20 protein-coding genes and 1 pseudogene are annotated in these 24,077 nt (G+C 72.7%); 10 read left to right on the top strand and 11 right to left on the bottom strand.

Annotation, left to right across the window (positions count from 1 at the left end; translation table 11 throughout):
- Positions 1-125 precede the first annotated feature (125 nt).
- From OG410_RS26260 to OG410_RS26235, 6 genes are all read right to left on the bottom strand, one after another.
- The gene (locus tag OG410_RS26260) at positions 126-1,943 is read right to left on the bottom strand and encodes a DEAD/DEAH box helicase (protein ID WP_329301391.1); all 1,818 of its coding nucleotides are present in this window, start codon (positions 1,941-1,943) and stop codon (positions 126-128) included.
- A gap of 133 nt (positions 1,944-2,076) precedes the next feature.
- The gene (locus OG410_RS26255; RefSeq protein WP_030362889.1) at positions 2,077-2,280 is read right to left on the bottom strand and encodes a cold-shock protein; all 204 of its coding nucleotides are present in this window, start codon (positions 2,278-2,280) and stop codon (positions 2,077-2,079) included.
- A gap of 224 nt (positions 2,281-2,504) precedes the next feature.
- Positions 2,505-4,043 carry a histidine ammonia-lyase gene (gene hutH / locus OG410_RS26250; RefSeq protein ID WP_329304255.1) on the bottom strand — a complete coding sequence of 513 codons (1,539 nt, stop codon included), beginning with the start codon at positions 4,041-4,043 and terminating at the stop codon, positions 2,505-2,507.
- A 182-nt stretch (positions 4,044-4,225) separates the two neighbouring features.
- A complete protein-coding gene (locus tag OG410_RS26245; RefSeq protein ID WP_329301390.1) occupies positions 4,226-5,380 on the bottom strand; it encodes a GGDEF domain-containing protein in 1,155 nt (384 codons plus the stop codon).
- An 83-nt stretch (positions 5,381-5,463) separates the two neighbouring features.
- The gene (locus tag OG410_RS26240) at positions 5,464-6,291 is read right to left on the bottom strand and encodes an enoyl-CoA hydratase/isomerase family protein (RefSeq protein ID WP_443063799.1); all 828 of its coding nucleotides are present in this window, start codon (positions 6,289-6,291) and stop codon (positions 5,464-5,466) included.
- Positions 6,292-6,475: 184 nt separating this feature from the next.
- Positions 6,476-7,045, bottom strand: a complete 570-nt coding sequence (locus tag OG410_RS26235) for a hypothetical protein (protein WP_329301389.1) — start codon at positions 7,043-7,045, stop codon at positions 6,476-6,478.
- Positions 7,046-7,610: 565 nt separating this feature from the next.
- Between OG410_RS26235 and OG410_RS26230 the strand changes: the two genes are divergently transcribed.
- Positions 7,611-8,273, top strand: a complete 663-nt coding sequence (locus OG410_RS26230; RefSeq protein ID WP_329301388.1) for a hypothetical protein — start codon at positions 7,611-7,613, stop codon at positions 8,271-8,273.
- 10 nt (positions 8,274-8,283) lie between these two features.
- On the opposite strand, the gene OG410_RS26225 is transcribed toward OG410_RS26230, so the two are convergent.
- Together OG410_RS26225 and OG410_RS26215 are read right to left on the bottom strand one after the other, a co-directional pair.
- Entirely contained in the window at positions 8,284-9,366 is a 1,083-nt protein-coding gene (locus tag OG410_RS26225; RefSeq protein ID WP_326790818.1) for an adenylate/guanylate cyclase domain-containing protein, read from the bottom strand.
- A gap of 772 nt (positions 9,367-10,138) precedes the next feature.
- Positions 10,139-11,008: a biotin--[acetyl-CoA-carboxylase] ligase gene (locus OG410_RS26215; RefSeq protein ID WP_329301387.1), complete on the bottom strand. Its 870-nt coding sequence runs from the start codon at positions 11,006-11,008 to the stop codon at positions 10,139-10,141.
- A gap of 164 nt (positions 11,009-11,172) precedes the next feature.
- Here OG410_RS26215 and OG410_RS26210 point away from each other — a divergent pair, with 164 nt between their 5' ends.
- From OG410_RS26210 to OG410_RS26195, 4 genes are all read left to right on the top strand, one after another.
- Positions 11,173-12,765 carry an acyl-CoA carboxylase subunit beta gene (locus OG410_RS26210; protein WP_329301386.1) on the top strand — a complete coding sequence of 531 codons (1,593 nt, stop codon included), beginning with the start codon at positions 11,173-11,175 and terminating at the stop codon, positions 12,763-12,765.
- A gap of 31 nt (positions 12,766-12,796) precedes the next feature.
- The gene (locus OG410_RS26205) at positions 12,797-13,006 is read left to right on the top strand and encodes an acyl-CoA carboxylase epsilon subunit (RefSeq protein WP_328448876.1); all 210 of its coding nucleotides are present in this window, start codon (positions 12,797-12,799) and stop codon (positions 13,004-13,006) included.
- Positions 13,007-13,200: 194 nt separating this feature from the next.
- On the top strand, positions 13,201-13,329 hold the full coding sequence (gene mmpB, locus OG410_RS26200; RefSeq protein WP_328448878.1) for a morphogenic membrane protein MmpB: 129 nt from the start codon (positions 13,201-13,203) through the stop codon (positions 13,327-13,329).
- 52 nt (positions 13,330-13,381) lie between these two features.
- Complete coding sequence (locus tag OG410_RS26195) at positions 13,382-14,002, top strand: Maf family protein (RefSeq protein ID WP_329301385.1); 621 nt, start codon at positions 13,382-13,384, stop codon at positions 14,000-14,002.
- 452 nt (positions 14,003-14,454) lie between these two features.
- On the opposite strand, the pseudogene OG410_RS26190 reads toward OG410_RS26195, so the two are convergent.
- A pseudogene (locus tag OG410_RS26190) lies at positions 14,455-14,895 on the bottom strand (hypothetical protein); the annotation flags it as partial.
- Between the two features lie 355 nt (positions 14,896-15,250).
- Between OG410_RS26190 and OG410_RS26185 the strand changes: the two are divergent.
- Together OG410_RS26185 and OG410_RS26180 are read left to right on the top strand one after the other, a co-directional pair.
- The gene (locus OG410_RS26185; protein ID WP_329301384.1) at positions 15,251-17,023 is read left to right on the top strand and encodes an acetyl/propionyl/methylcrotonyl-CoA carboxylase subunit alpha; all 1,773 of its coding nucleotides are present in this window, start codon (positions 15,251-15,253) and stop codon (positions 17,021-17,023) included.
- A gap of 321 nt (positions 17,024-17,344) precedes the next feature.
- A complete protein-coding gene (locus tag OG410_RS26180; protein ID WP_329304253.1) occupies positions 17,345-17,890 on the top strand; it encodes a TetR/AcrR family transcriptional regulator in 546 nt (181 codons plus the stop codon).
- Between the two features lie 220 nt (positions 17,891-18,110).
- Here OG410_RS26180 and OG410_RS26175 read toward each other — a convergent pair whose 3' ends face one another.
- On the bottom strand, positions 18,111-19,073 hold the full coding sequence (locus tag OG410_RS26175) for a DeoR/GlpR family DNA-binding transcription regulator (protein WP_329301383.1): 963 nt from the start codon (positions 19,071-19,073) through the stop codon (positions 18,111-18,113).
- A 167-nt stretch (positions 19,074-19,240) separates the two neighbouring features.
- Positions 19,241-20,689, bottom strand: coding sequence for an NAD(P)H-quinone dehydrogenase (locus OG410_RS26170; RefSeq protein ID WP_329301382.1), 1,449 nt, complete (start codon positions 20,687-20,689; stop codon positions 19,241-19,243).
- Between the two features lie 107 nt (positions 20,690-20,796).
- Between OG410_RS26170 and OG410_RS26165 the strand changes: the two genes are divergently transcribed.
- The 3 genes from OG410_RS26165 (at position 20,797) to OG410_RS26155 (ending at position 24,072) form a co-directional block, all read left to right on the top strand.
- Positions 20,797-21,234 carry a gamma-glutamylcyclotransferase gene (locus tag OG410_RS26165; protein ID WP_329301381.1) on the top strand — a complete coding sequence of 146 codons (438 nt, stop codon included), beginning with the start codon at positions 20,797-20,799 and terminating at the stop codon, positions 21,232-21,234.
- Between the two features lie 298 nt (positions 21,235-21,532).
- Complete coding sequence (locus tag OG410_RS26160) at positions 21,533-22,357, top strand: purine-nucleoside phosphorylase (protein ID WP_326785863.1); 825 nt, start codon at positions 21,533-21,535, stop codon at positions 22,355-22,357.
- A gap of 83 nt (positions 22,358-22,440) precedes the next feature.
- On the top strand, positions 22,441-24,072 hold the full coding sequence (locus tag OG410_RS26155) for a phospho-sugar mutase (RefSeq protein ID WP_329301380.1): 1,632 nt from the start codon (positions 22,441-22,443) through the stop codon (positions 24,070-24,072).
- The last annotated feature ends 5 nt before the right edge of the window (positions 24,073-24,077 follow it).

Here is a 24,077-nt window from a genome sequence, read left to right as displayed (position 1 = left end):
TCCGGGAACCGCGAGAGGCGGTCTCCCGGCCTCGGGGCGTGGTCCGTTCACGCGGCGGCCCCGCACCCCGCGGGCATGATGCCAGGGGGTGCGGGGCCGCGGCGAAGCCGAACGATCCGGTCCGGTCAGGCGGCCCTGCGGCCGCCACCGCCCTGGCCGCCGTTCTGACCACCGCGCTGCGGAGCACGCCCGCGGCCGCCGGAGCGACCGGCACCCGCGCCACCACCAGTCTCGGTACGACGACCCGCGCCACCACCGGCCTCGGTACGACGACCCGCGCCACCACCGGCCTCGGTACGACGACCCGCGCCACCACCGGCCTCGGTACGACGACCCGCGCCACCACCGGCCTCGGTACGACGACCCGCGGCCGCTCCCCCGGTGCTCGCGCGGCGTCCGGCGGCCGTGCCGCCCGTCGCGGCGTCCGTGCCCGGACGTCCGCCGCGCTGCCGGCCGCCCTGGCCGTCCGATCCGGCGCCCGTGCGCCCGGCGGTGCCGCCGCCGGCGACCGACGGCCGCCTGGCCCCGCCCCCGGTGGGGGCACGGCGCGCCTTGGGCCGCTGCTTCGGCTGTTCGGCCTGCTGCGGGACCTCTATGACGACCGGCACGCCGGAAGGCTCGCGGGCGCCGGTGAGGCGGGCGAGCTCCTCGTCGCTGGACTTGACGCGGGCGGTACGCGGAGTGATGCCCGCGTCCGCCATGAGCCGGGTCATCTCACGCTTCTGCTCGGGGAGCACCAGGGTGACGACGCTGCCGGACTCTCCGGCGCGGGCGGTACGGCCGCCGCGGTGGAGGTAGTCCTTGTGGTCGGTCGGCGGATCGACGTTGACCACGAGGTCGAGGTCGTCGACGTGGATACCGCGGGCCGCCACGTTGGTGGCGACGAGGGCGGTGACCTGACCGTTCTTGAACTGGTCGAGGGTGCGGTTGCGCTGCGGCTGGCTGCGCCCGCCGTGCAGGGCGGAGGCCCGGACACCGCTGGCGAGCAGCCGCTTGGTGAAGCGGTCGGCGCCGCGCTTGGTGTCGACGAAGAGGATCACCCGGCCGTCGCGGGCGGCGATCCGCATCGCGACCGCCTTCTTGTCGGTCTCGTCGGCGACGTGCAGCACGTGGTGCTCCATGGTCACCACCGCGCCCGCGGACGGGTCGACGGAGTGCACCACCGGGTCGGTGAGGAACATCTTGACGAGCCGGTCGATGTTCTTGTCGAGCGTGGCCGAGAAGAGCAGCCGCTGGCCGCCCGGCTCGACCTGCTTGAGCAGCGCGGTGACCTGGGGCATGAAGCCCATGTCGGCCATCTGGTCGGCCTCGTCCAGCACGGTGATCGCGACCTGTCCGAGGGTGCAGTCGCCGCGCTCGATGAGGTCCTTGAGCCGCCCGGGGGTAGCCACGAGCACCTCGACACCGCGGCGCAGCGTGCCGGCCTGCCGCCCGATCGACATCCCGCCGACGGCCGTGGTCACGCGCAGGTTGACGGCGGTGGCGTACGGCGTGATCGCGTCGTCGACCTGCTGGGCGAGTTCGCGGGTGGGGACGAGGACGAGCGCGAGCGGACTGCGCGGCTCGGCCCGGCGGCCGGCGGTGCGGGCGAGGAGCGCGAGCCCGAAGGCGAGCGTCTTGCCGGATCCGGTGCGTCCGCGGCCGAGCACATCGCGACCCGCGAGGGAGTTGGGCAGCGTGGCGCCCTGGATCGGGAAGGGATCGGTGACACCCTGGGCCGCGAGGGTCTTCGTCAGGGCGGCCGGCATGTCCAGCGCGTCGAAGGAGTCGACCGCGGGCAGCGCCGGGGTGATGGTCTCGGGCAGGGAGAACTCCTGCGGCGGCGCGACCTTGCGGGCGCCGGGGCGCCCGGCACTCCGGCCCGCGTTCCTCGCGGAACCGCCGGTCTGTGCGGCGCGCGCGTTTGCCGGCCGCTTACGGACGGGACGTTCGGATCGAGTCATGCTGGATCTGGATTTCCTTCCTGGGCCCACGGACTGCACACACAGCGCTCACCGACTGCATGAGCTGTCACAGCGCTGAGCCGGGACCCGCACCCGAAGGCGCGGGACCCGGCTCTGGAAAAGCGCGCTCGAACTAGGCGGGAACGATGTTCTCCGCCTGCAGGCCCTTCTGGCCCTGCGTGACCTCGAAGGAGACCTTCTGGCCCTCGAGGAGCTCACGGAAGCCGGAGCTCGCGATGTTCGAGTAGTGGGCGAAGACGTCGGGGCCGCCGCCGTCCTGCTCGATGAAGCCGAAGCCCTTTTCCGAGTTGAACCACTTCACGGTGCCAGTAGCCATGTTGTTCTCCTGAACAGGTAGTTGGGCCCCCATCCGGAGATGCACCGGGTAATGCCGGAGATGCCGGTAAAACAAAACGCGCCTGCGGAGGATTCCGATCAGGCGCACAAAGTAAATGGGTACCAAAAACGTATCAATGAGACAGTAGCACACCCTGATACCAGGGGGCGAGGCGCCGCATGTGGGCCGGGACACACCCGGCCCACATGCGGCGCACTCCGCCGCTACGCGAGCGGGCCGGTCACCGGCTCCACCGCGGCCACCACACCGCCGGCACGCACGAACGCGTCCGCCGCCGCCAGGTCGGGGGCGAGGAAGCGGTCCGGGCCGGGGCCCTGGACGCCGGCCGCGCGGACCGCGTCGATGACCGCCCGCGACGCCGGGGCGGGCGTCAGACCCTCGCGGAGTTCGATCGCACGGGTGGCGGCGTACAGCTCGATCGCCACGATCCGGGTCAGGTTGTCCACGGAGGTGCGCAGCTTGCGCGCCGCCGACCAGCCCATGGAGACGTGGTCCTCCTGCATGGCGGAGGAGGGGATGGAGTCCGCGGACGCCGGTACGGCGAGCCGCTTCATCTCGCTGACCAGCGCGGCCTGCGTGTACTGGGCGATCATCAGGCCCGAGTCGACGCCGGCGTCGTCCGCGAGGAACGGCGGGAGGCCGTGCGAGCGGTTCTTGTCGAGCAGCCGGTCGGTGCGGCGCTCGGCGATCGAGCCGAGGTCGGCGGCGGCGATGGCGAGGAAGTCGAGGACGTAGGCGACCGGGGCGCCATGGAAGTTGCCGTTCGACTCGACGCGGCCGTCGGGCAGCACGACCGGGTTGTCGACGGCGGAGGCCAGCTCGCGCTCGGCGACCGTGCGGGCGTGCGCGAGGGTGTCCCGGCCGGCGCCGGCGACCTGCGGGGCGCAGCGCACGGAGTAGGCGTCCTGGACGCGCGGGGCGCCGTCCTGGTGGTGGCCGGTGAGCTCCGAACCCTTCAGCACGGCCAGCATGTTGGCGGCGCTGGCGCTCTGGCCGGGGTGCGGGCGGATGGCGTGCAGCTCGGGGGCGAGGACCTTGTCCGTGCCGAGGAGCGCTTCGAGGGAGAGCGCGGCGGTGACGTCGGCCGACTTGTACAGCGTCTCCAGGTCGGCGAGGGCCATGACGAGCATGCCGAGCATGCCGTCGGTGCCGTTGAGGAGGGCGAGGCCCTCCTTCTCGCGCAGTTCGACGGGGGTGATGCCGGCCTCGGCGAGCAGCTCGCCCGCGGGCCGCACGACTCCGTCGGGGCCTTCGGCGTCGCCTTCGCCCATCAGGGTCAGGGCGCAGTGGGACAGGGGCGCCAGGTCGCCGGAGCAGCCGAGCGAGCCGTACTCGTGGACGACCGGGGTGATGCCCGCGTTCAGGATGTCCGCCATGGTCTGCGCGACCTCGGGCCGCACACCGGTGTGGCCGGAGCAGACGGTCTTGAGCCGCAGGAACATCAGCGCGCGGACGACCTCGCGCTCGACGCGCGGACCCATCCCGGCGGCGTGCGAGCGGACGATGTTGCGCTGCAGCTGGGCGCGCAGTTCCGGGCTGATGTGCCGGCTCGCCAGGGCGCCGAAGCCGGTGGAGACGCCGTAGACGGGCTCCGGCTTCGCGGCCAGCGCCTCCACGATCTCGCGGGCCGCGGCGAGGGCCGCCACCGCCTCGCCGGAGAGCTCGATCCGGGCGCCTTCGCGCGCCACGGCGAGAACGTCGGACGCGGTCACTCCGGACGTCCCCACCACCACAGTGTGCATATCCATATTCAGGAGCGTACGCAGTGAATTCTATGATGTCACTAGCGGGTGGCGGGTTGACCCCTTACTCCGGCGTACGTCACAACGCCCGCTCCGTCCGTCAAGGCCGCCGCCCTGGACCGTGTCACGGACGCGCCGACCGCGCCGCGGACGCGCCTCCGCCCACGGCTGCCGTGCCGTCGTCACGTGCGGGGCCTGTCGTGCCGTCCACGGAACCTGCGGCGCTCGCCCGCCGCCGGCGGGGGCGCGTCCGCGAGGCGCACCACGGGATCGTCGGGGCCCTCGCGCCCGGCGACCACGGGCTTCGCGGCCCGGACGGCCTTCGCACGGTACTGCGCCGCGTCCGCCAGCCGGAACAGCCGACGCGCCGACCGTACGGGGCCGATCGCGTCCCCGGTCGAGGCGACCCCGCACGCCACACCCTCCCCGAGCTCCAACTCGGCCGCCCGGCAGCAGAGTTCACCGGCGATCCGGACCACGTCGTCGGCCGGCGGGCCGACCGCCAGCAGGCAGAACTCGTCGCCGCCCAGCCGTGCCGCGAGGGTGCCCGGGAGCATGGCCCCGCACAGCGAGAGCACCGACCCGAACCGTTCGAGGAGCCGGTCGCCGGCAGCGTGCCCCCGGGTGTCGTTGACGCGCTTGAGCCCGTTGAGGTCGCACACGACGAGACTGACCACGGCACCGTCCTCCTTGTGCCGCTCCACGGCCTCCTCGAGCCGTACGTCCACGGCGCGGCGGTTGGCGAGTCCGGTCAGGGAGTCGGTGTACGCCAGGCGCCGGGCCTCCTCCAGGCGCTCGGTCTGCGCGATCCCGGCGGCGACGACGGAGGCCAGGACGGTCGCGAAGTCGGCGTCCTGCGGGCCGTAGACGGGTGCTCCGGCCGGACGGGCCACGTAGAGCTCCCCCCACGCCCGCCCGTGCATCACGATCGGCGCGACGACGCAGCAGCCACGGCCGCGCCTGCGCAGCGCCGCCACGCGCTGGTGGCAGTACCCGAAGGCGCCGGCCACGGGGCCGTCGGAGGTCTCGACCCAGGCGTTGGGCTCGCCGCCGCCCGCCCAGCGCTCGTGCAGGAACTCGGTGATCTCCGGGAACTGGTGCACCGGGTAGGCCTCCCCGTCGGGGAACTCGTCCTCGTCCGGGGCGCGGTCGCCGACGTTGGCCAGCACCCGCAGCCGGCCGAGTTCGCGCTCCCACACGGAGAGCGCGGCGAAGCTCCCGGCCAGCGCGTGACACGCGCCGAGCGCCGCCGCCCGCCACGACTCCCGCGGGGTGTGCGCCGCCGCCATCCCCTGCGCCAGCGTCACCACGGCCCTCAGCCGATTGTCCTCGCCCATCACCCCAGGCTAGGTATATTTACGCATATTCGGGACATCGGCGGAGCGAACAGGGTACGGGTCGCACGAACCGGATCCCGGGGCTACTCTCCCGGCCACTCCGGCTTGCGCTTCTCGTTGAACGCGGCGACCCCTTCCGCCCGGTCCCCGGAGAAGGCGACGGAGCGCCAGGCCGCGTCCTCGACCTCCAGGCCCGCGCGCAGGTCGAGTCCGTGACCGAGGCGCAGGGCGCGCTTGGCGGCACGCAGTCCCACCGGCGAGTTGGCGGCGATCCGGGCGGCCAGAGCGAGCGCTTCCGCCCTGTCCTGTCCCGCCTCCACCAGCTCGTCCACCAGACCCAACTCCCGCGCCTCGGCGGCCTCCAGACGCCGCGCCGAGAAGATGAGCTCGGCGGCGCGCGCGGCCCCGACCCGGCGCGGCAGCAGCTGCGTACCGCCGCCTCCGGGAATCACGCCGACGGACACCTCGGGCAGTCCGACGACCGCCGTACGGTCGGCCACGATCAGGTCGCAGGACAGCGCCAGTTCGAACCCGCCCCCCAGCGCGAAACCGTGAACGGCGGCGACGGTCGGCATCGGCAGTTCCAGGACACCGGTGTACGCGGCTCGCGCGAGCGGCCGCTGGCGTACCAACTCGGCGTCCGAGAAGGAGTTGCGCTCCTTCAGATCGGCGCCGACGCAGAAGGCGCGCTCGTGCGTGGAGGTCAGCACGACCACGCGTACGTCCCGGTCGGCGGCGAGGGACTCGCAGGCACCGGCGATCGACCTCGCCATGTCCGTGGACACGGCGTTCATCGCCTTGGGCCGGTCGAGGACGAGCTCGGCGACGTACCCGTGCCGTCGTACGGCCACGAACTCCCCGAACCTCCGCTCGGCCGGCTCCGCCACCTGGTCCGCCTCGTGCTGCGCCATGACACCCTCCCGGTTAACGCGGGTTAACAATCGATGCTCCGATCATCGCAGCAGGCGCCGTCCGGCGAAACCCGCCCCCTCGGGCCGTAGCTCCTCGTTCGAGTGACATGTCGCCGGACTTCGTTTCTCCGCCCTCAGACCGCGCATAACCTGCGCACCGCCGCACCGCATCAGGGACACCGGCTCACCGGGGAGGGACGACCATGACGAACCGCGAGACACCGCAGGCCACCAGCACCCGGCCGGGCCCGCGACCCGCACTCACGCGACCGCCGGCCCAGCGGGCGTCGTCCGGGGCCACCGGTCCCGGCACCTCGCCCGACCGGCGCCCCGACTCCACGGCGGCCGGGACCGCGTCGGCGGACACCGGGTGGATCCGCGTCACGCCGCTCAACCGGGCGATGTCCGCCCCCGCCCCGGCGGCCGCCACAGGGGGAGCCGGCGCCGATGACGCCGGGACCACCGGGAGGCGCGCCCCGGGCCCACGGAGCGGAGCGACCGCTGCGGGGAACGCCGGGACGACGCCGGACAGGGCCGCGAAGGTCTGGGCCCCCTCACCGGGGAGGTCGACCGCCGGAGCCGGAGCGGGCGCGCGAGCACGAGGAGCCGGTGCCTCGGCGGCCACGACGGCACGCGGGGCCGCGGTCAGGGCGGGCGCCGAGAAGGCGGAGGCCTGGGCTGAGCCGCGCAAGGCCACCGTCGCGACAGGCGCCCAGCGGGCGGAGTCCGGGGCGAAGACGCGGGAAGCCGTCACGCAGGCACGGGGCACCCAGGCGGGGGCACGGGAAGCCGCAGCGACGGCACCGGAGGCCGCGGCTGAGCCGCACAAGGCCGCCGTCGTGCCGGGCGTTCAAGGGACGCAAGCCAGGACGAAGGCACCGGAAGCCGGAGCCGAGACGCGCGAGGCCACCACCGCAACGGACACCCGGCGGACGGAAGCCAAGGCCGCTGCCGAGAAGACGGAAACCGCGCCTGAGACGCGCAAAACCGCCGTCGCACCGGACGCTCAAGGAACGCAAGCCAAGACGAAGGCACCGGAAGCCGGAGCCGAGACGCGCGAGGCCACCACCGCGACGGACACCCGGCGGACAGAAGCCAAGGCCGCTGCCGAGAAGACGGAAACCGCGCCTGAGACGCGCAAAACCGCCGTCGCACCGGACGCTCAAGGGACACGCGCCAGGGCGAAGGCACCGGAAGCCGCAGTCGAGGCGCTGGAAGCCGGGGTCGGGGCCAGGGCCGGGGCCAGCAGGGTGGTGCCGGGTGGGGCTGTTGGTGCCGGCCGGGGGCGACGGATCGTTCCGGCGCCGCGTTCGGCCGGGGTGCGCGAGCGCGCTTACGCCCCCGGCGACGAGCGCGCGTACACCCCCCGCGACGACGAGCCCGCTCCCGTCCGGCTCCGTACCGTCCGGGGCCGTCACCGCAAGCCCCGCCGACGCCGGGTGCTCTTCGCCGCGGGCGGGCTCGCGCTCGCCGCGGGAGTGCTGAGCCTCGCCCGGATGACACCGGACCCGGTGACCGGGCACGCGGACGCGGGGGCCACGGAGGCCGAGCCGGTCGCGACCGCCACCGACAACGACGTCGCGGGCGACGCCGTCCCCACCGTCGCGGCCATGCCCTCGCCCACGCGGGCCGGGGCCGCACCGGCGAGCCCCGCGATGGGCGGTACGAGCCCGGCACCCACCTCGGACACGAGCCGGATCCCGGCGTCGGTCCGGACGCCGGGCGCCACGGTCCCGGCGGCCCTCGGCGCGGCCCCCGTCGCCACGACGCCGGGCAGCACCGGCATCCCCACGGCTCCCGTGACGACAGCGCCGCCCGCGCGATCGACACCGAAGGCCACGGCGCCCGCAGAGGTACCGCGGCACACCCCGTCCCCGACCCCGACCGCCCAGGCGCCGTCCCATCAGCCGCCGGACGTGTGCGTGCCGATCGTGGGGATCTGCGTGAACGAGCTGCTGTCACCCGGCCAGGACGGCCGGTGACCGGGACCCGCTACGCCTCGTCGGCCCGCCGGGCCAGCAGCCACGGCTCGATGACGCCGAGACCTCGGACGGGCCGCTGCCACATCGGCTGGAGCGCGAAGCGGTACGAGGGGGGTTCCTCGCCCTCCTTCTCCGCCGCGGCCGCGGCCTCCGCGGCAGCCGCCTCGGAGGCGGGCGCGTCACCGGTGCGGGTCAGCTCCTCGGCGAAGGCACCGTCGACGAGGACGGCGTCGCGCGGCGCTATCGACGTGAGGCGGCTCGCCAGGTTCACGGTCGTACCGAACACGTCGCCCATCCGGGTGGTCACCGTGCCGAAGGCGATGCCGACACGCAGCTCCGGCATCGTCTCGTCGTTGGCCATCGTCTCGATGAGCCGCAGCGCGATCTCGGCGGCGACACCGGCGTCGTCCGCGGAGTAGAGCACCTCGTCGCCGAGGGTCTTGATGAGCCGGCCCCCGTGGGCCGCCACCAGGTCCGCCGCGGTGGTCTCGAAGGCCTCGACGAGTTCGCCGAGTTCCTCCTCCTCCATGCGGCGCGTCAGCCGCGTGAAACCCACCAGGTCGGCGAAGCCGACGGCGAGACGGCGGTCGACCATCTCCTCGTCGTCCGCCGCCTGCACGACCCGGCCGGTGGCCGCGGCGAGCTGGCGGCGCCAGACGTAGACGAGGAACTCCTCCAGCTCGGGCAGGAGCAGCTCGATCAGGGGGTACGTCACCTCGGTGCGGGTCATTCCCGGTTCCGGGGGCTCGGTCAGGCCCTCCAGGAAGGAATCGATCTGCCATTCGGCCAGACGGGCGGTGGTCTGCCCGGTGGAGCGGGCGACCTGGACGGCCATGGCCTCGCTCAGCAGGCCCGCCTCGACGAGACCGGCGAGGCGGCGCAGGGCGAGCACGTCCGCCTCGGTCAGCGCCTTGGCCTGGCCGATGTCCGCGAAGCCCATCGCCCGCCAGAAGCGGGAGGCCAGCTCCATGGAGACGCCCGCGCTGCGGGCCGCCTGGAACGGGGTGTACCGCCGCTCGGCGCCGAGGATCAGCCCCTCCAGGCGCAGCGCGAGCGGATCCTCCCCCGAGTCCGGCTCGGCCTGGGGGTCCACCCGGCCGGTCGCCTCGTGGCGTGCGTCGGGCCGGACCTCCGGACGGGTGCCGGAACGGGTGTCCGGACGGGTGTCGCCGCCGTGGTCGTCCGTGCGGATCTCGCTCTCCTCGTCGGAGCGGTCGTCCCCGTGGAGGCCGGTTCCCGCGTGCGAGCGGTCGTCCGGGCGGTGGTTCGGGCGGGTGCCGGTCCCGGCGTCGGGACGGGCGTCCTGCCGGGCCTCGCCGTCCGCGGCGGCCCGTGCGGGTGCCGCGTCCGTGACCGGCCCGGCGGCACGGCCCGGCTCGCCGCCGGGGGCGGGCTGGGCGCCCGTGCCGGAGCCGGTGTCGTCGACGGTCACTCCTGCTGCCCTTCCGATCTGCCATGGTCAGGTTCGACCGCGCTCAACTCTACGGCAGGTGTGCGCTGGCTCACTCCCGACGGCGGGACCGAGGCCGGGGGCGGTGCCGAAGGCCTGGACCACTCGCGGGTCCAGGCCGTCACACCCCTCACCGGACCACGCCCTCGCACCGCCCGCCACGTCGGACCACGCCCTCGCACCACCCACCGCGCCGAACCGCGCCCTTCTCGCCCCCGGCGCGCGCCCGCTCGATTTCCAGGGCGCCCACCGGGCTGTCCCCGGACGCGCCGACGGGCGGTTCGACCATGCGGGCCGGACGGGCTCGGACGCCCCGGCCCGCGCGGCCCGTCGGGACAGGCCAAGGCGCCGCACACCGGGCCGACGAGGATGCCGGGGCGCGCTCGGGTCGTGGCGGCCCGCCGCGCCCGGGGCCTCACGCGGGCCGCAGATGCACCACGTCCCCGGCCCCCACCGGCTCCTGCACGCCGTCCGCGGTCGCGATGACGAGCCGCCCGTCCCCGTCCAGGGCCACCGCTTCCCCGACGACCGTCCGGCCGCCGGGCAACTCGGCCCGCACCGTGCGCCCGAGCGTCGCGCATCCGGCCGCGTACGCCTCCTGGAGGCCGGACGCGACGGGGTCGCCGCCCGCGTCCCGCCAGCGCACGTACCACTGCTCCAGGGAGCGCAGCACGGCCCGCAGCACGGTGTCACGGTCCGTGGTCGTCGCGCCCGCCAGTGCCAGCGATCCGGCGCCCGGTACGGGCAGTTCCCCGGCGCTCAGCGAGACGTTGACGCCGATGCCGACGACGACCGCGTCGGCGCCCGCGCGCTCGGCGAGGATGCCGCCGGCCTTGCGTTCCTCTCCGTCCACGGTGACCAGCAGGTCGTTGGGCCACTTGAGTGCCGTGTCGACCCCGGCGGAGTGCGAGAGCGCCGTCGCGGTGGCCACGCCGGTGAGCAGCGGCAGCCAGCCCCAGCGTTCGACGGGGACTCCGGTGGGCTTCAGCACCACGGAGAAGAAGAGGCCGGAGCGGGCCGGAGCGGTCCACCGGCGGTCCAGGCGGCCGCGGCCGGCGTTCTGTTCCTCGGCGACGAGGACCACGCCCTCGTCGGCCCCCTTCTCCCCCGTGACGATGCCCGCCAGGTCGGTGTTGGTCGACCCGGTCCGTTCCACCACCTCCACGTCGGACCACAGGCCGCCGTCGCGGACCAGCGCCCTGCGCAGGGCGGCCCCGTTCAGTGGCGGACGGCCCAGGTCGGACCACCGGTTGTCGTTCGCGTCTGCTGCATCTCGCGGCGTCATGCAACCCACCCTAGGTGTGGTAAACGCCGCACTGCCGATAGGTAGGCACGCCACTACGCTACGGATGAGTAGCAAGCCCCCCTTCTGAGCACCGCTTTTGAGCACCGCGTTTTCTGAGCAGTCACCCTCACGTCCCCTTAGATCAGGCAGGGAGCCGCATCCCGATGTCCGAGCCGGAAGAGCTGCACCACCCCGACATCCACACCACCGCGGGCAAGCTCGCGGATCTGCAGCGCCGCATCCAGGAAGCGACGCACGCCGGCTCGGAGCGCGCCGTCGAAAAGCAGCACGCCAAGGGCAAGCTGACGGCTCGTGAGCGCATCGAACTGCTGATGGACGACGCCTCCTTCGTCGAGTTCGACGAGTTCGCGCGGCACCGCTCGACCGACTTCGGCCTGGAGCACAACCGCCCCTACGGCGACGGTGTGGTCACCGGCTACGGCACCGTCGACGGCCGCCCCGTCGCGGTGTTCTCCCAGGACTTCACCGTGTTCGGCGGCGCCCTCGGCGAGGTCTTCGGCCAGAAGATCATGAAGGTGATGGACTTCGCGCTCAAGACCGGCTGCCCGGTCATCGGCATCAACGACTCCGGCGGCGCCCGGATCCAGGAGGGCGTCAGCGCCCTGGGCATGTACGGCGAGATCTTCCGCCGCAACACCCACGCCTCCGGCGTCATCCCGCAGATCAGCCTGGTCGTCGGCCCGTGCGCGGGCGGCGCGGTCTACTCCCCCGCCATCACCGACTTCACGGTCATGGTCGACCAGACCTCGCACATGTTCATCACCGGCCCCGACGTCATCAAGACCGTCACCGGCGAGGACGTCGGCTTCGAGGAACTGGGCGGCGCCCGCACCCACAACGCCGTCTCCGGCGTGGCCCACCACATGGCCGGCGACGAAAAAGACGCCATCGAGTACGTCAAACAGCTGCTGTCCTACCTGCCGTCCAACAACCTCAGCGAACCCCCGGTCTTCCCCGAGGAGGCGGACCTCACCCTCACCGACGAGGACCGCGAGCTGGACACCATCGTGCCGGACAGCGCGAACCAGCCCTACGACATGCACACCGTCATCGAACACGTCCTGGACGACGCCGAGTTCTTCGAGACCCAGGCCCTGTTCGCCCCCAACATCCTCACCGGCTTCGGCCGCGTCGAGGGCCACCCGGTCGGCATCGTCGCCAACCAGCCGATGCAGTTCGCCGGCTGCCTGGACATCGACGCCAGCGAGAAGGCCGCCCGCTTCGTGCGCACCTGCGACGCCTTCAACGTGCCCGTCCTGACCTTCGTCGACGTGCCCGGCTTCCTCCCCGGCGTCGACCAGGAACACACCGGCATCATCCGCCGCGGCGCCAAACTCATCTACGCCTACGCCGAGGCCACCGTCCCGCTGATCACCATCATCACCCGCAAGGCCTTCGGCGGCGCCTACGACGTCATGGGCTCCAAACACCTGGGCGCCGACCTCAACCTCGCCTGGCCCACCGCCCAGATCGCCGTCATGGGCGCCCAGGGCGCCGTCAACATCCTGCACCGCCGCACCATCGCGGCCGCCGAGGACCAGGACGCCACCCGCGCCCGCCTCATCCAGGAGTACGAGGACACCCTCCTCAACCCCTACACCGCAGCCGAACGCGGCTACATCGACGCCGTCATCATGCCCTCCCAGACCCGCGCCCACCTCGTCCGCGGCCTGCGCCAGCTCCGCACCAAGCGGGCATCACTGCCCCCCAAGAAGCACGGCAACATCCCGCTCTAGAACCCCGCAGACCCGGATCCTGGGAGCAGACATGACGATCAAGGTCGTACGGGGCAATCCGACCCCGGAGGAGCTGGCCGCCGCACTGGCGGTGGTCCGCGCACGCGCCGCGGCGGTGGCGTCCGCCCCATCCGGCGCGTCCGGGCCGCGTGACTCCTGGTCCGACCCCGCCCGCATCGCCGCGCACCGGCTCCCGCGGCCGGGCCCGACGTCCTGGGGCCGCAGCTGCTGGCCGGGCTAGACCCTCGTCGGCACACGAGAACCCTTGACCCTTGATCCCCCTGCGGACCCTGTCCCAGGGGGATCTCGGCTTCCGGGGCAGCCGCCCGGCCCTGGCCCTCCAAAGGCGGCACGGGAGCCGTTTTCACAGGATGCGCGCAAGTTGAGTACGCGTACTCAGGCGTCCGCCCGCCCCGTCGTCGCACGATCGGGAGCATGCTGTGGTCCGACCCCGAGAACGAACCCCCCAAGGATCTCCGCGACATGCAGGACATGTTGCGCCGCCTGGGCGTTCTCCTGGCGCTGGCCATGGTGGTCGCGATGATCCTGGTGGGCGTCCGCTGATGCCTGCCCGGCAGCCGAGGCACGGGCGGATCGACGCCGATACCCTGATCGCATGACCGATCAGCCGCGCCGCCGTCTCGTCCTCGCCTCCCAGTCCCCCGCCCGGCTCAATCTGCTGCGGCAGGCCGGACTCGCCCCCGAGGTGATCGTGAGCGGGGTCGACGAGGACGCCGTCACCGCACCCACTCCCGCCGAGCTGGCCCTCGCGCTGGCCGAGGCGAAGGCCTCCGTCGTGGCGGCCCGGCCCGAGGTCCAGGGCGCGCTCGTGATCGGCTGCGACTCCGTGCTGGACCTGGACGGCCAGGCTCTCGGCAAGCCCGCCGACGCCGAGGAGGCCACCGCGCGCTGGAAGGCGATGCGCGGCCGGGCGGGCACGCTCCAGACGGGGCACTGCGTCTGGGACACGGCGCAGAAGCGGTGGGAGTCCGCGATCGCCTCGACCGTGGTCCGCTTCGGCGAACCGACGGACGCGGAGATCGCCGCGTACGTCGGCTCGGGCGAACCCCTGCACGTGGCGGGCGCATTCACCCTGGACGGCCGCTCGGCGCCCTTCATCGAGGGCATCGACGGCGACCACGGCAACGTCATCGGCATCTCGCTGCCGATGGTGCGCCGGCTGCTCAGCGAACTGGGCGTCGGCATCACGGAGTTGTGGACACCCCGGGAGGCCTGAGGACCGCGGACCGGAGCGTCCGGTCAGGCAGCCCGCCGACCGGCCACACCGGGAACGTCCGTACGACAGAGGACGGTTGAGGCCCCGGACGCCCGCACGCCTCAACCGTCGGCCACCCGTATGCCTCAACCGTCGGCCACCCGCAGATCTGAACCCCCGTCGCCCGGACACCCGGTCGCCCGCAGGTCTGCACCCGGGGCGGCCGGACGGCCGAGGGAACGATCAGAAACCCGTCAGGAGGCCGAGGAGGCAGACACCGCGACCGCGGCCTCCTCCACGCCGGCGCCCTTCGCCTCGGCGCTCGTGCCCTCAGCGCTCGTCACGTCGGCGCTCGTCACCTCTGTGCTCGTCGCCTCGGCACCCTTCGCCCCGGAGCCCTTCCCCAGGTCGACACTCCCGGCGGCGACGCCCTCCCCGAGGCCGGCGCTCCCTTCCTCGGCCGCGTCCCCCTCGCCGTCACCGGTCCCGCCGGTCTCCGGCGCGGCGTCGACGGGACCGGTCTCCCGGCCGTCGTACGCCAGGAGGGTGAACACGATCAACGCGAGCACGACCATCATGAAGGTGAACGCTCCCCAGCCCACCAGGCCCACCGTGAAGGCGCCGAGCAGGGCGTGCGCCACGGCGGCGCTGATCAGCAGGACACGCCCGAGAAGGCCCGGGGGGCGCTGCCGGAGCGCGACCAGCAGGGCCGACACGCCACAGGCCAGGAAGTAGAGACCGAAGACCAGACCGCCGATCTTCGACGACCGCGCCATCATGTCGGAGTCGAGTCCAGCCATGGACATGTCCTGGCGGTCGACGACCACGCCGAGGAACCAGTTCAGGAGGGCGATACCTATCGCCTCCACGAAGAGCACGATCGCCGCCACCCACACCAGCGGTCTGCGCACCACCGGCCCCACCCACTTCCGCGTGCTGTTACCCCAAGTACGTCTTAGACATCCCGAACGCTACTAACGGGTAAACCCGGGGACAAGGGTTCGGTCGAGGGCAAAGAATCGTTGGGCCATTCGTAGGGACTCGACAAAGAATCGTTGTGGGCCGCAGCACGGAGCCACAGAGACCTTGACCACACCTGAGGGCTAGGGTTCAGGCAGGGATTCCCGCGCGCCATGGCGCAGCAAGGGATTTCGCGGGTAGGGCGAGCCTCGTATCACGCTCCGTGTGGGCAAGCTCACCACTGGGGACAGCTCGAAACGTCGTGTTGGCTGTCCCTAAACTCGGCTTGTTTTCAAGGAGGGAGCCATCGTGCGCAAGGTGCTCATCGCCAACCGTGGCGAAATCGCTGTCCGCGTGGCCCGAGCATGTCGGGATGCCGGGATCGCGAGCGTTGCCGTGTATGCGGAACCGGACCGGGACGCTCTGCATGTCCGTGCGGCGGACGAGGCGTTCGCGCTGGGCGGTGACACTCCGGCCTCCAGTTACCTGGACTTCGCCAAGGTGCTGCAGGCCGCCAAGGACTCGGGCGCGGATGCCATCCATCCGGGTTACGGCTTCCTTTCGGAGAACGCGGACTTCGCCCAGGCCGTCCTGGACGCCGGGCTGATCTGGATCGGCCCGCCGCCGCAGGCGATCCGCGACCTGGGCGACAAGGTCGCCGCCCGGCACATCGCGCAGCGCGCCGGCGCGCCGCTGGTGGCCGGCACCCCGGACCCGGTTGCGGGTGCCGAGGAGGTCGTCGCGTTCGCCGAGCAGCACGGTCTGCCGATCGCGATCAAGGCCGCGTTCGGTGGTGGCGGGCGGGGTCTGAAGGTGGCCCGGACGCTGCAGGAGGTGCCGGAGCTGTACGAGTCGGCGGTGCGGGAGGCGGTCGCGGCCTTCGGGCGCGGTGAGTGCTTCGTGGAGCGCTACCTGGACAAGCCCCGCCATGTGGAGACGCAGTGTCTGGCCGACAGCCACGGCAACGTGGTCGTCGTCTCCACCCGTGACTGTTCGCTGCAGCGCCGCCACCAGAAGCTGGTCGAGGAGGCCCCCGCGCCGTTCCTGACCCCGGCGCAGGTGGACGAGCTGTACGCGTCGTCCAAGGCGATCCTGAAGGAGGCCGGCTACGTCGGTGCCGGAACCGTGGAGTTCCTGGTCGGCCAGGACGGCACGATCTCCTTCCTGGAGGTCAACACCCGTCTGCAGGTCGAGCACCCGGTCACCGAGGAGGTCGCCGGCATCGACCTGGTCCGGGAGATGTTCCGTATCGCCGACGGTGAGGCCCTGGGCTACGGCGATCCCGAACTGCGCGGGCACTCCATCGAGTTCCGTATCAACGGCGAGGACCCGGGCCGGGGCTTTTTGCCCGCTCCCGGCACCGTCACCGCCTTCGCGGCGCCGTCCGGCCCCGGGGTGCGGCTGGACGCGGGCGTCGAGTCCGGCTCCGTGATCGGCCCGGCCTGGGACTCGCTGCTCGCCAAGCTGATCGTCACCGGTGCCACCCGCGAGCAGGCCCTGCAGCGCGCCGCCCGCGCGCTGGCGGAGTTCCAGGTCGAGGGCATGGCCACCGCGATCCCCTTCCACCGCGCGGTGGTCACCGACCCGGCGTTCGCCCCCGAGCTGACCGGCTCGCAGGACCCGTTCACGGTCCACACCCGGTGGATCGAGACCGAGTTCGTCAACGAGATCAAGCCGTTCGCCGCCCCGGCCGACACCGAGAACGACGACGAGCCCGGCCGCGAGACGGTGGTCGTCGAGGTCGGCGGCAAGCGCCTGGAGGTCTCGCTGCCCGTCTCGCTGGGCATGTCGCTGGCCCGCACCGGCCTGGCCGCCGGCGCCAAGCCCAAGCGCCGGGCCGCCAAGAAGTCCGGCCCGGCCGCCTCCGGCGACACCCTCGCCTCCCCGATGCAGGGCACCATCGTCAAGGTGGCCGTCGAGGAGGGCCAGGAGGTCAAGGAGGGCGACCTCATCGTCGTCCTCGAGGCCATGAAGATGGAACAGCCGCTGAACGCCCACCGCTCCGGCACCGTCAAGGGCCTGAGCGCCGAGGTCGGCGCCTCCGTCACCTCCGGCGCCCCCATCTGCGAGATCAAGGACTGATCAGCAGCTGAGCAGCACGAACGGGTGACGTGCCCGTCATCGCGTCCGAAGCGCCCGGCGGACCGCATCTGCGGCCCGCCGGGCGCTTCCGTGCAGGGCGGACCCCGTCCACGGCGGCGCTCGGGCCCCGTCCGCGCAACCGTCCATGATGCTTCGAACCGGCGGCGCGGAGCCCGTGGATGTCCGTCCGGGAGCCGCCGGTGGCATTCTGGAGCGCAGCCGGGCGGCGGGAGAGAGCAGGTGGAAGCCATGGTGGGCGCGACCGCGAGGGAGCGGGCCGGCACGTCCGGACCTGCCACGGTTCCAGGAGCGCCGCGCGTGATGCGGGCGGACGCCCGGCGCAACTACGGGCGGCTGCTCGCCGAGGCGCGCCTCGCGTTCGCCGAGCGCGGCACGGACACGTCCCTGGAGGACGTGGCCCGGCGCGCGGGCGTCGGAATCGGCACGCTGTACCGGCATTTCCCGAATCGGCACGCATTGATGAGCGCGGTCTTCGAGGACGCCGTGAACGATCTGCTGGCCCGCTCGCGGGAGTTGCTCGACGCCCCGCAGCCGTGCACCGCCCTGGTGGAGTGGCTGCGCGAGATCATCGCGCACGCGGGTGAGTACCGAGGGCTCGCACGCGCCCTCATGTCGGCCTCCCAGGACGAGGGTTCACACCTCGCCCGGTGCAGCGGCCCGATGCGTGAGGCGGGCAGCGCCCTGCTGCTGCGCGCCCAGGAGTCGGGGGCCGTACGCCCCGATGTCTCGATCGGTGATCTCCTCCAGCTGACCAACGCGATCGCGCTGGCGGCGGAGGAAACCGTGGACGACCCCGCGCTGGCCGACCGTCTGCTGAACCTGACGCTGCGCGGCCTGAAACCGTGAGCCGGCCTGGCTCGCGGCCGGAGACCGTGAGCCCACCTGGCCACTCGGCCGCCCCATGGCTGCCGGCCGACCCGGCCCGCAGCCCGACTCCATGAGCCGATCAGGCCCGCGGCCCGCAGCCTGACGTCGTCAGCCGGCCTGTCCGGCTGTCCGGCTGTCCGGCTGTCCGGCTGTCCGCCGAGGATTTCAGCCCCCGGCGTCACCGTCCCGCCGACACCGCTCAGCGGCGTCGGAGATCGGCCACCCGTGCTCTTTCGGCCGGGGGCTGGTCCCCCATCACCGTCGCGCTCCGTAGTTGCGGTCCCGAGCCCGGGACCTGGCCGCGGCGCGGGCCCGGGAGGGGTACGTCTCGACGCGGCTGGCGCCCCGCCGGGAGCGGATCCCCTCCCGCACCGCCCGCCGAAGACCCGGCCACCGCGATCTGCACGCCCTGATCGGCCAGGGCCTGGAGTTCGGTGGCCGCACGGTCGTCATGGGCGGGCGGCTCGTCCGTGACCAGGCGGGTGATGAGGTCGGTCGGCACGGTCTGGAACATGGTGTCCATCCCGAGCTTGGTGTGGTCGGCGAGGACCACGACCTCCGCGGCCGCCTGGACGAGAGCACGGTCCACGGACGCCGAGAGCATGTTGGACGTGGAGAGTCCGCGCTCGGCGGTCAGACCGCTCCCGGAGAGGAACGCCCGGGAGACGCGCAGCCCCTGGAGGGACTGCTCCGCACCCGAGCCGACCAGTGCGTAGTTGGAACCGCGCAGGGTGCCGCCGGTCATCACGACCTCCACGCGGTTGGCATGGGCCAGCGCCTGGGCCACCAGCAGGGAGTTGGTCACGACGGTCAGACCGGGCACCCGCGCGAGCCGGCGGGCCAGCTCCTGCGTGGTGGTACCCGCCCCCACCACGATGGCCTCGCCTTCTTCGACGAGACCCGCGGCGAGATCGGCGATGGCCGTCTTCTCGGCGGTCGCGAGATGCGATTTCTGCGGAAAGCCGGACTCCCGCGTGAACCCGCCCGGCAATACCGCACCGCCGTGCCGGCGGTCGAGGAGTCCTTCTGCCTCCAGCGCGCGCACGTCCCGCCGTACGGTCACTTCGGAGGTCTGGACGACGCGGGCGAGCTCACGGAGCGACACGGCCCCGTTCGCTCGCACCATTTCGAGGATCAATTGGCGACGTTCTGCAGCGAACACGAAACTGACAGTAACCCCAACGACCGTCTGCTTTCAGCAGTTTGCGCCGAATAACAGAAGTTGTTCGCATGGCAGGGTGCTAAGTGGTATACGTGCCCACTCGCGGCACCCGTTCCCTGCGCAGCGTCACCAACTCCCCGTGACCAGCGGGGAGTCACCGAAAGGCGTCAGCTCTCGCCCGAGGTCTTCCGGGTGTGCAGCTGTCGTGCCACCTCGGCGATCGAGCCGGACAGGGACGGGTACACGGTGAACGCGTTCGCGATCTGTTCGACCGTCAGATTGTTGTCGACCGCGATCGAGATGGGGTGGATCAGCTCCGAGGCATGCGGGGAGACGACCACACCGCCGACCACGATGCCGGTGCCGGGGCGGCAGAAGATCTTGACGAAGCCGTCGCGGATGCCCTGCATCTTGGCGCGCGGGTTGCGCAGCAGCGGCAGCTTCACGACCCGGGCTTCGATCTTGCCCGCGTCGACGTCCGCCTGGGAGTAGCCGACGGTGGCGATCTCGGGGTCGGTGAAGACGTTCGACGAGACCGTCTTCAGGTTCAGCGGGGCCACCGCGTCGCCGAGGAAGTGGTACATGGCGATACGGCCCTGCATGGCGGCGACGGAGGCGAGGGCGAAGACGCCGGTCACGTCACCGGCCGCGTAGACGCCCGGAGCGGTCGTGCGGGAGACCCTGTCCGTCCAGATGTGCCCGGAGTCGCGGACCCTGACGCCGGCCTCCTCCAGGCCCATCCCGCTGCTGTTCGGGATGGCGCCGACGGCCATCAGGCAGTGCGTGCCGCTGATGACCCGGCCGTCGGAGAGCGTGACCTCGACCCGGTCGCCGACCCGCTTGGCGGACTCGGCGCGGGAGCGGGCCATGACGTTCATGCCGCGGCGGCGGAAGACGTCCTCCAGGACGGCGGCGGCGTCGGGGTCCTCGCCCGGCAGCACGCGGTCGCGGCTGGAGACGAGGGTGACGCGGGAGCCGAGTGCCTGGTAGGCGCCGGCGAACTCGGCGCCGGTGACACCGGAACCCACCACGATGAGTTCTTCGGGCAGCTCGTCGAGGTCGTAGACCTGGGTCCAGTTCAGGATGCGCTCGCCGTCGGGCTGCGCGTCGGGCAGCTCGCGCGGGTGCCCGCCGGTGGCCAGGAGCACGGCGTCGGCGGTGAGGGTCTCCTCGGTGCCGTCCGCGGCGCTCACGACGACCTTGCGGGAGCCGTCCAGGGCCTGCATGCCCTCCAGCCGTCCGCGGCCGCGCAGCACCCGGGCGCCGGCGCGGGTCACCGAGGCGGTGATGTCGTGCGACTGGGCGAGCGCGAGGCGCTTCACACGGCGGTTGACCTTGCCCAGGTCCACGCCGACCACGCGGGCGGCCTGATCGATGTGCGGGGTGTCGTCGGCGACGATGATCCCCAGCTCCTCGTAGGAGGAGTCGAAGGTCGTCATCACCTCGGCCGTGGCGATAAGAGTCTTCGACGGCACGCAGTCGGTGAGCACCGACGCCCCGCCCAGACCGTCGCAGTCGACGACGGTCACCTCCGCGCCGAGCTGCGCGGCTACCAGCGCCGCTTCATATCCGCCGGGTCCGCCACCGATGATCACGATCCGAGTCACGTACTCCATTGTCCCGCACGCTTCAAGGTGCTTCCGCCCAGGGGCCCCGAGTACGGCGCATCCGAGCCACTTTGTTACGCGAGAGGCCTACGTGCCGCTGCCGTACCCTCGACCCCATGTCGCTCTACGCCGCGTACGCCGGCAATCTCGACCCGCGGCTCATGACGCGCCGCGCCCCGCATTCGCCGCTGCGCGCCACGGGCTGGCTGAACGGCTGGCGGCTGACCTTCGGCGGCGAGCACATGGGCTGGGAAGGTGCGCTCGCGACGATCGTCGAGGCGCCCCGGTCCCAGGTCTTCGTGGCGCTGTACGACGTCGCGCCGCCGGACGAGGACTCCATGGACCGCTGGGAGGGCGTCGGCCTCGACATATACCGGCGGATGCGTGTACGCGTGCACACTCTGGAGGGTGAGGAACCGGCGTGGGTCTACGTACTGAACGGGTACGAGGGGGGACTGCCCTCGGCGCGTTATCTGGGCGAGCTCGCGGACGCCGCCGAGTCGGCCGGAGCACCGCACGACTACGTCATGGAGCTGCGCAAGCGGCCCTGCTGAGGTCCGCTTCCCCCGGCGCGCGCCGCCGCTCCGCGGCGGAATCCTCGCCGCTCCGCGGCGTTTTCTCCCACCCGCCCGCCCGTCTCGCTCCGCCGCGAGGGCACCCTCGTCACCCCGCCGCTCCGCGGCGATTTTTCCCACCCGCCCGCCCGCCTCGGCCCGTCTCGACGGCGCCCTCGCCGCGACCTCGCACCACCCTCCCTCCCCACCCCATCGTCGGAAACGACAAGACAACGATCGCAAGACCGTGAGCACCGTCATCTACGCGCGTAGGAACAAACCGGCTACGCTCTTGCGCGTGAACGCATCTCTTCTTCCGGACGACATCCACGGCGACCCCCACGCCGCCGCCGACGCCGCCGCCACGCGCCTGCGTGAGCTGACGGGCGCCGAGACCCACGACGTCGCCCTCGTGATGGGCTCGGGCTGGGCTCCCGCCGTGGACGCTCTCGGCACCCCCGAGGCCGAGTTCCCGGTCACCGAGCTGCCCGGCTTCCCGCCGCCGGCGGTCGAGGGCCACGGCGGCACGATCCGCTCGTACCGGATCGGCGACAAGCGCGCCCTGGTCTTCCTCGGCCGCACCCACTTCTACGAGGGCCGCGGGGTCGCCGCCGTCGCGCACGGTGTCCGTACCGCCGTCGCCGCCGGCTGCAAGACCATCGTGCTCACCAACGGCTGCGGCGGACTGCGCGAGGGCATGCGCCCCGGTCAGCCCGTGCTGATCAGCGACCACATCAACCTGACGGCCACCTCGCCGATCATCGGCGCGAACTTCGTGGACCTCACCGATCTGTACTCGCCGCGGCTGCGCGCGCTGTGCAAGGAGGTCGACCCCTCCCTGGAGGAGGGCGTCTACGCGCAGTTCCCCGGCCCGCACTACGAGACGCCCGCCGAGATCCGGATGGCCCGCGTCATCGGAGCCGACCTGGTGGGCATGTCGACGACCCTCGAGGCCATCGCCGCGCGTGAGGCGGGTGCCGAGGTGCTCGGTATCTCCCTCGTCACCAACCTCGCCGCCGGCATGACGGGCGAGCCCCTCAACCACGAGGAAGTCCTCCAGGCGGGCCGCGACTCGGCCGCGCGCATGGGGGAACTTCTGACCCAGGTGCTGGATCGTCTGTAGGCGACGGGTGTCCGCCCCCGGCACCGGGGGCACGACGACCCCGGGCACACGGAACCGTACGACCGAAGAGAGGTGCACCCCAGGTGCAGGACGACATCGTCGCGCGGGCCAAGGCGTGGCTGGCCGAGGACCCCGACGCGGAGACCCGTGACGAACTCGCGAAGCTCGTCGAGGCGGAGGACGTCACCGAGCTGACCGCCCGCTTCAGCGGGACGCTCCAGTTCGGCACCGCGGGTCTGCGCGGTGAGCTCGGCGCGGGGCCGATGCGGATGAACCGTTCCGTGGTCATCCGCGCCGCGGCCGGACTCGCCGCGTATCTCAAGGTCCGGGGGCACACCGGCGGACTCGTGGTGATCGGCTACGACGCCCGCCACAAGTCCGCGGACTTCGCCCGGGACACGGCGGCCGTGATGACGGGCGCCGGCCTGCGCGCCGCCGTCCTGCCCCGGCCGCTGCCCACCCCCGTCCTCGCCTACGCCATACGGCATCTCGGCGCGGTCGCGGGCGTGGAGGTCACCGCCAGCCACAACCCGCCCCGGGACAACGGCTACAAGGTCTACCTCGGCGACGGTTCGCAGATCGTCCCGCCGGCCGACGCGGAGATCGCCGCCGAGATCGACGCGGTCCGCGCGCTCGCCGACGTGCCCCGCCCCGAGTCCGGCTGGGAGACCCTCGACGAGGGCGTCCTGGACGCCTATCTGGCCCGTACGGACGCCGTCCTGGCCGAGGGCTCGCCGCGCACCGCCCGCACCGTCTACACGGCGATGCACGGCGTCGGCAAGGACGTGCTGCTCGCGGCCTTCGCGCGGGCCGGGTTCCCGGAGCCGGTGCTCGTCGCCGAGCAGGCGGAGCCCGACCCGGACTTCCCGACCGTGGCCTTCCCCAACCCGGAGGAGCCCGGCGCGATGGACCTCGCCTTCGCGGCGGCCCGCGCGGCGGAACCCGACCTGATCATCGCCAACGACCCGGACGCCGACCGGTGCGCCGTCGCGGTGAAGGCCGGCGCCGACTGGCGCATGCTGCGCGGCGACGAGGTCGGCGCACTGCTCGCCGAGCACCTGGTGCGCCGGGGCGCGCGCGGCGTCTTCGCCGAGTCGATCGTCTCCTCCTCGCTGCTCGGCCGGATCGCCGAGGGCGCGGGTCTGCCGTACGAGGAGACGCTCACCGGCTTCAAGTGGATCGCCCGGGTCGAGGGTCTGCGGTACGGGTACGAGGAGGCGCTCGGCTACTGCGTCGACCCCGACGGCGTACGCGACAAGGACGGCATCACCGCCGCCCTCCTCATCACCGAGCTGGCCTCCGAGCTCAAGGAGCGGGGCCGGACCCTGCTCGATCTGCTCGACGACATGGCGGTCGCGTACGGGCTGCACGCCACCGACCAGCTCTCGGTCCGGGTGGAGGACCTCTCGGTCATCGCGAACGCCATGCGCCGGCTGCGCGAGCAGCCGCCCACGGAGCTCGCGGGTCTGGCCATCACCAAGGCCGAGGACCTGACCCGGGGTACGGACCGGCTGCCCCCCACGGACGGCCTGCGCTACACCCTGGACGGCGCCCGGGTCATCGTCCGGCCGAGCGGCACCGAGCCCAAGCTGAAGTGCTACCTGGAGGTCGTGGTGCCCGTCGGCGGCCACGACGCTCTCCCGGCGGCCCACGCGAAGGCGGCCGGGCTGCTGACGGCGATCAAGCGGGACCTGTCGGCCGCGGCCGGCATCTGAGCCCA

Source organism: Streptomyces sp. NBC_00659, from assembly GCF_036226925.1.
Lineage (GTDB): Bacteria > Actinomycetota > Actinomycetes > Streptomycetales > Streptomycetaceae > Streptomyces.
This window is presented reverse-complemented; position numbering and strand designations above follow the sequence as displayed.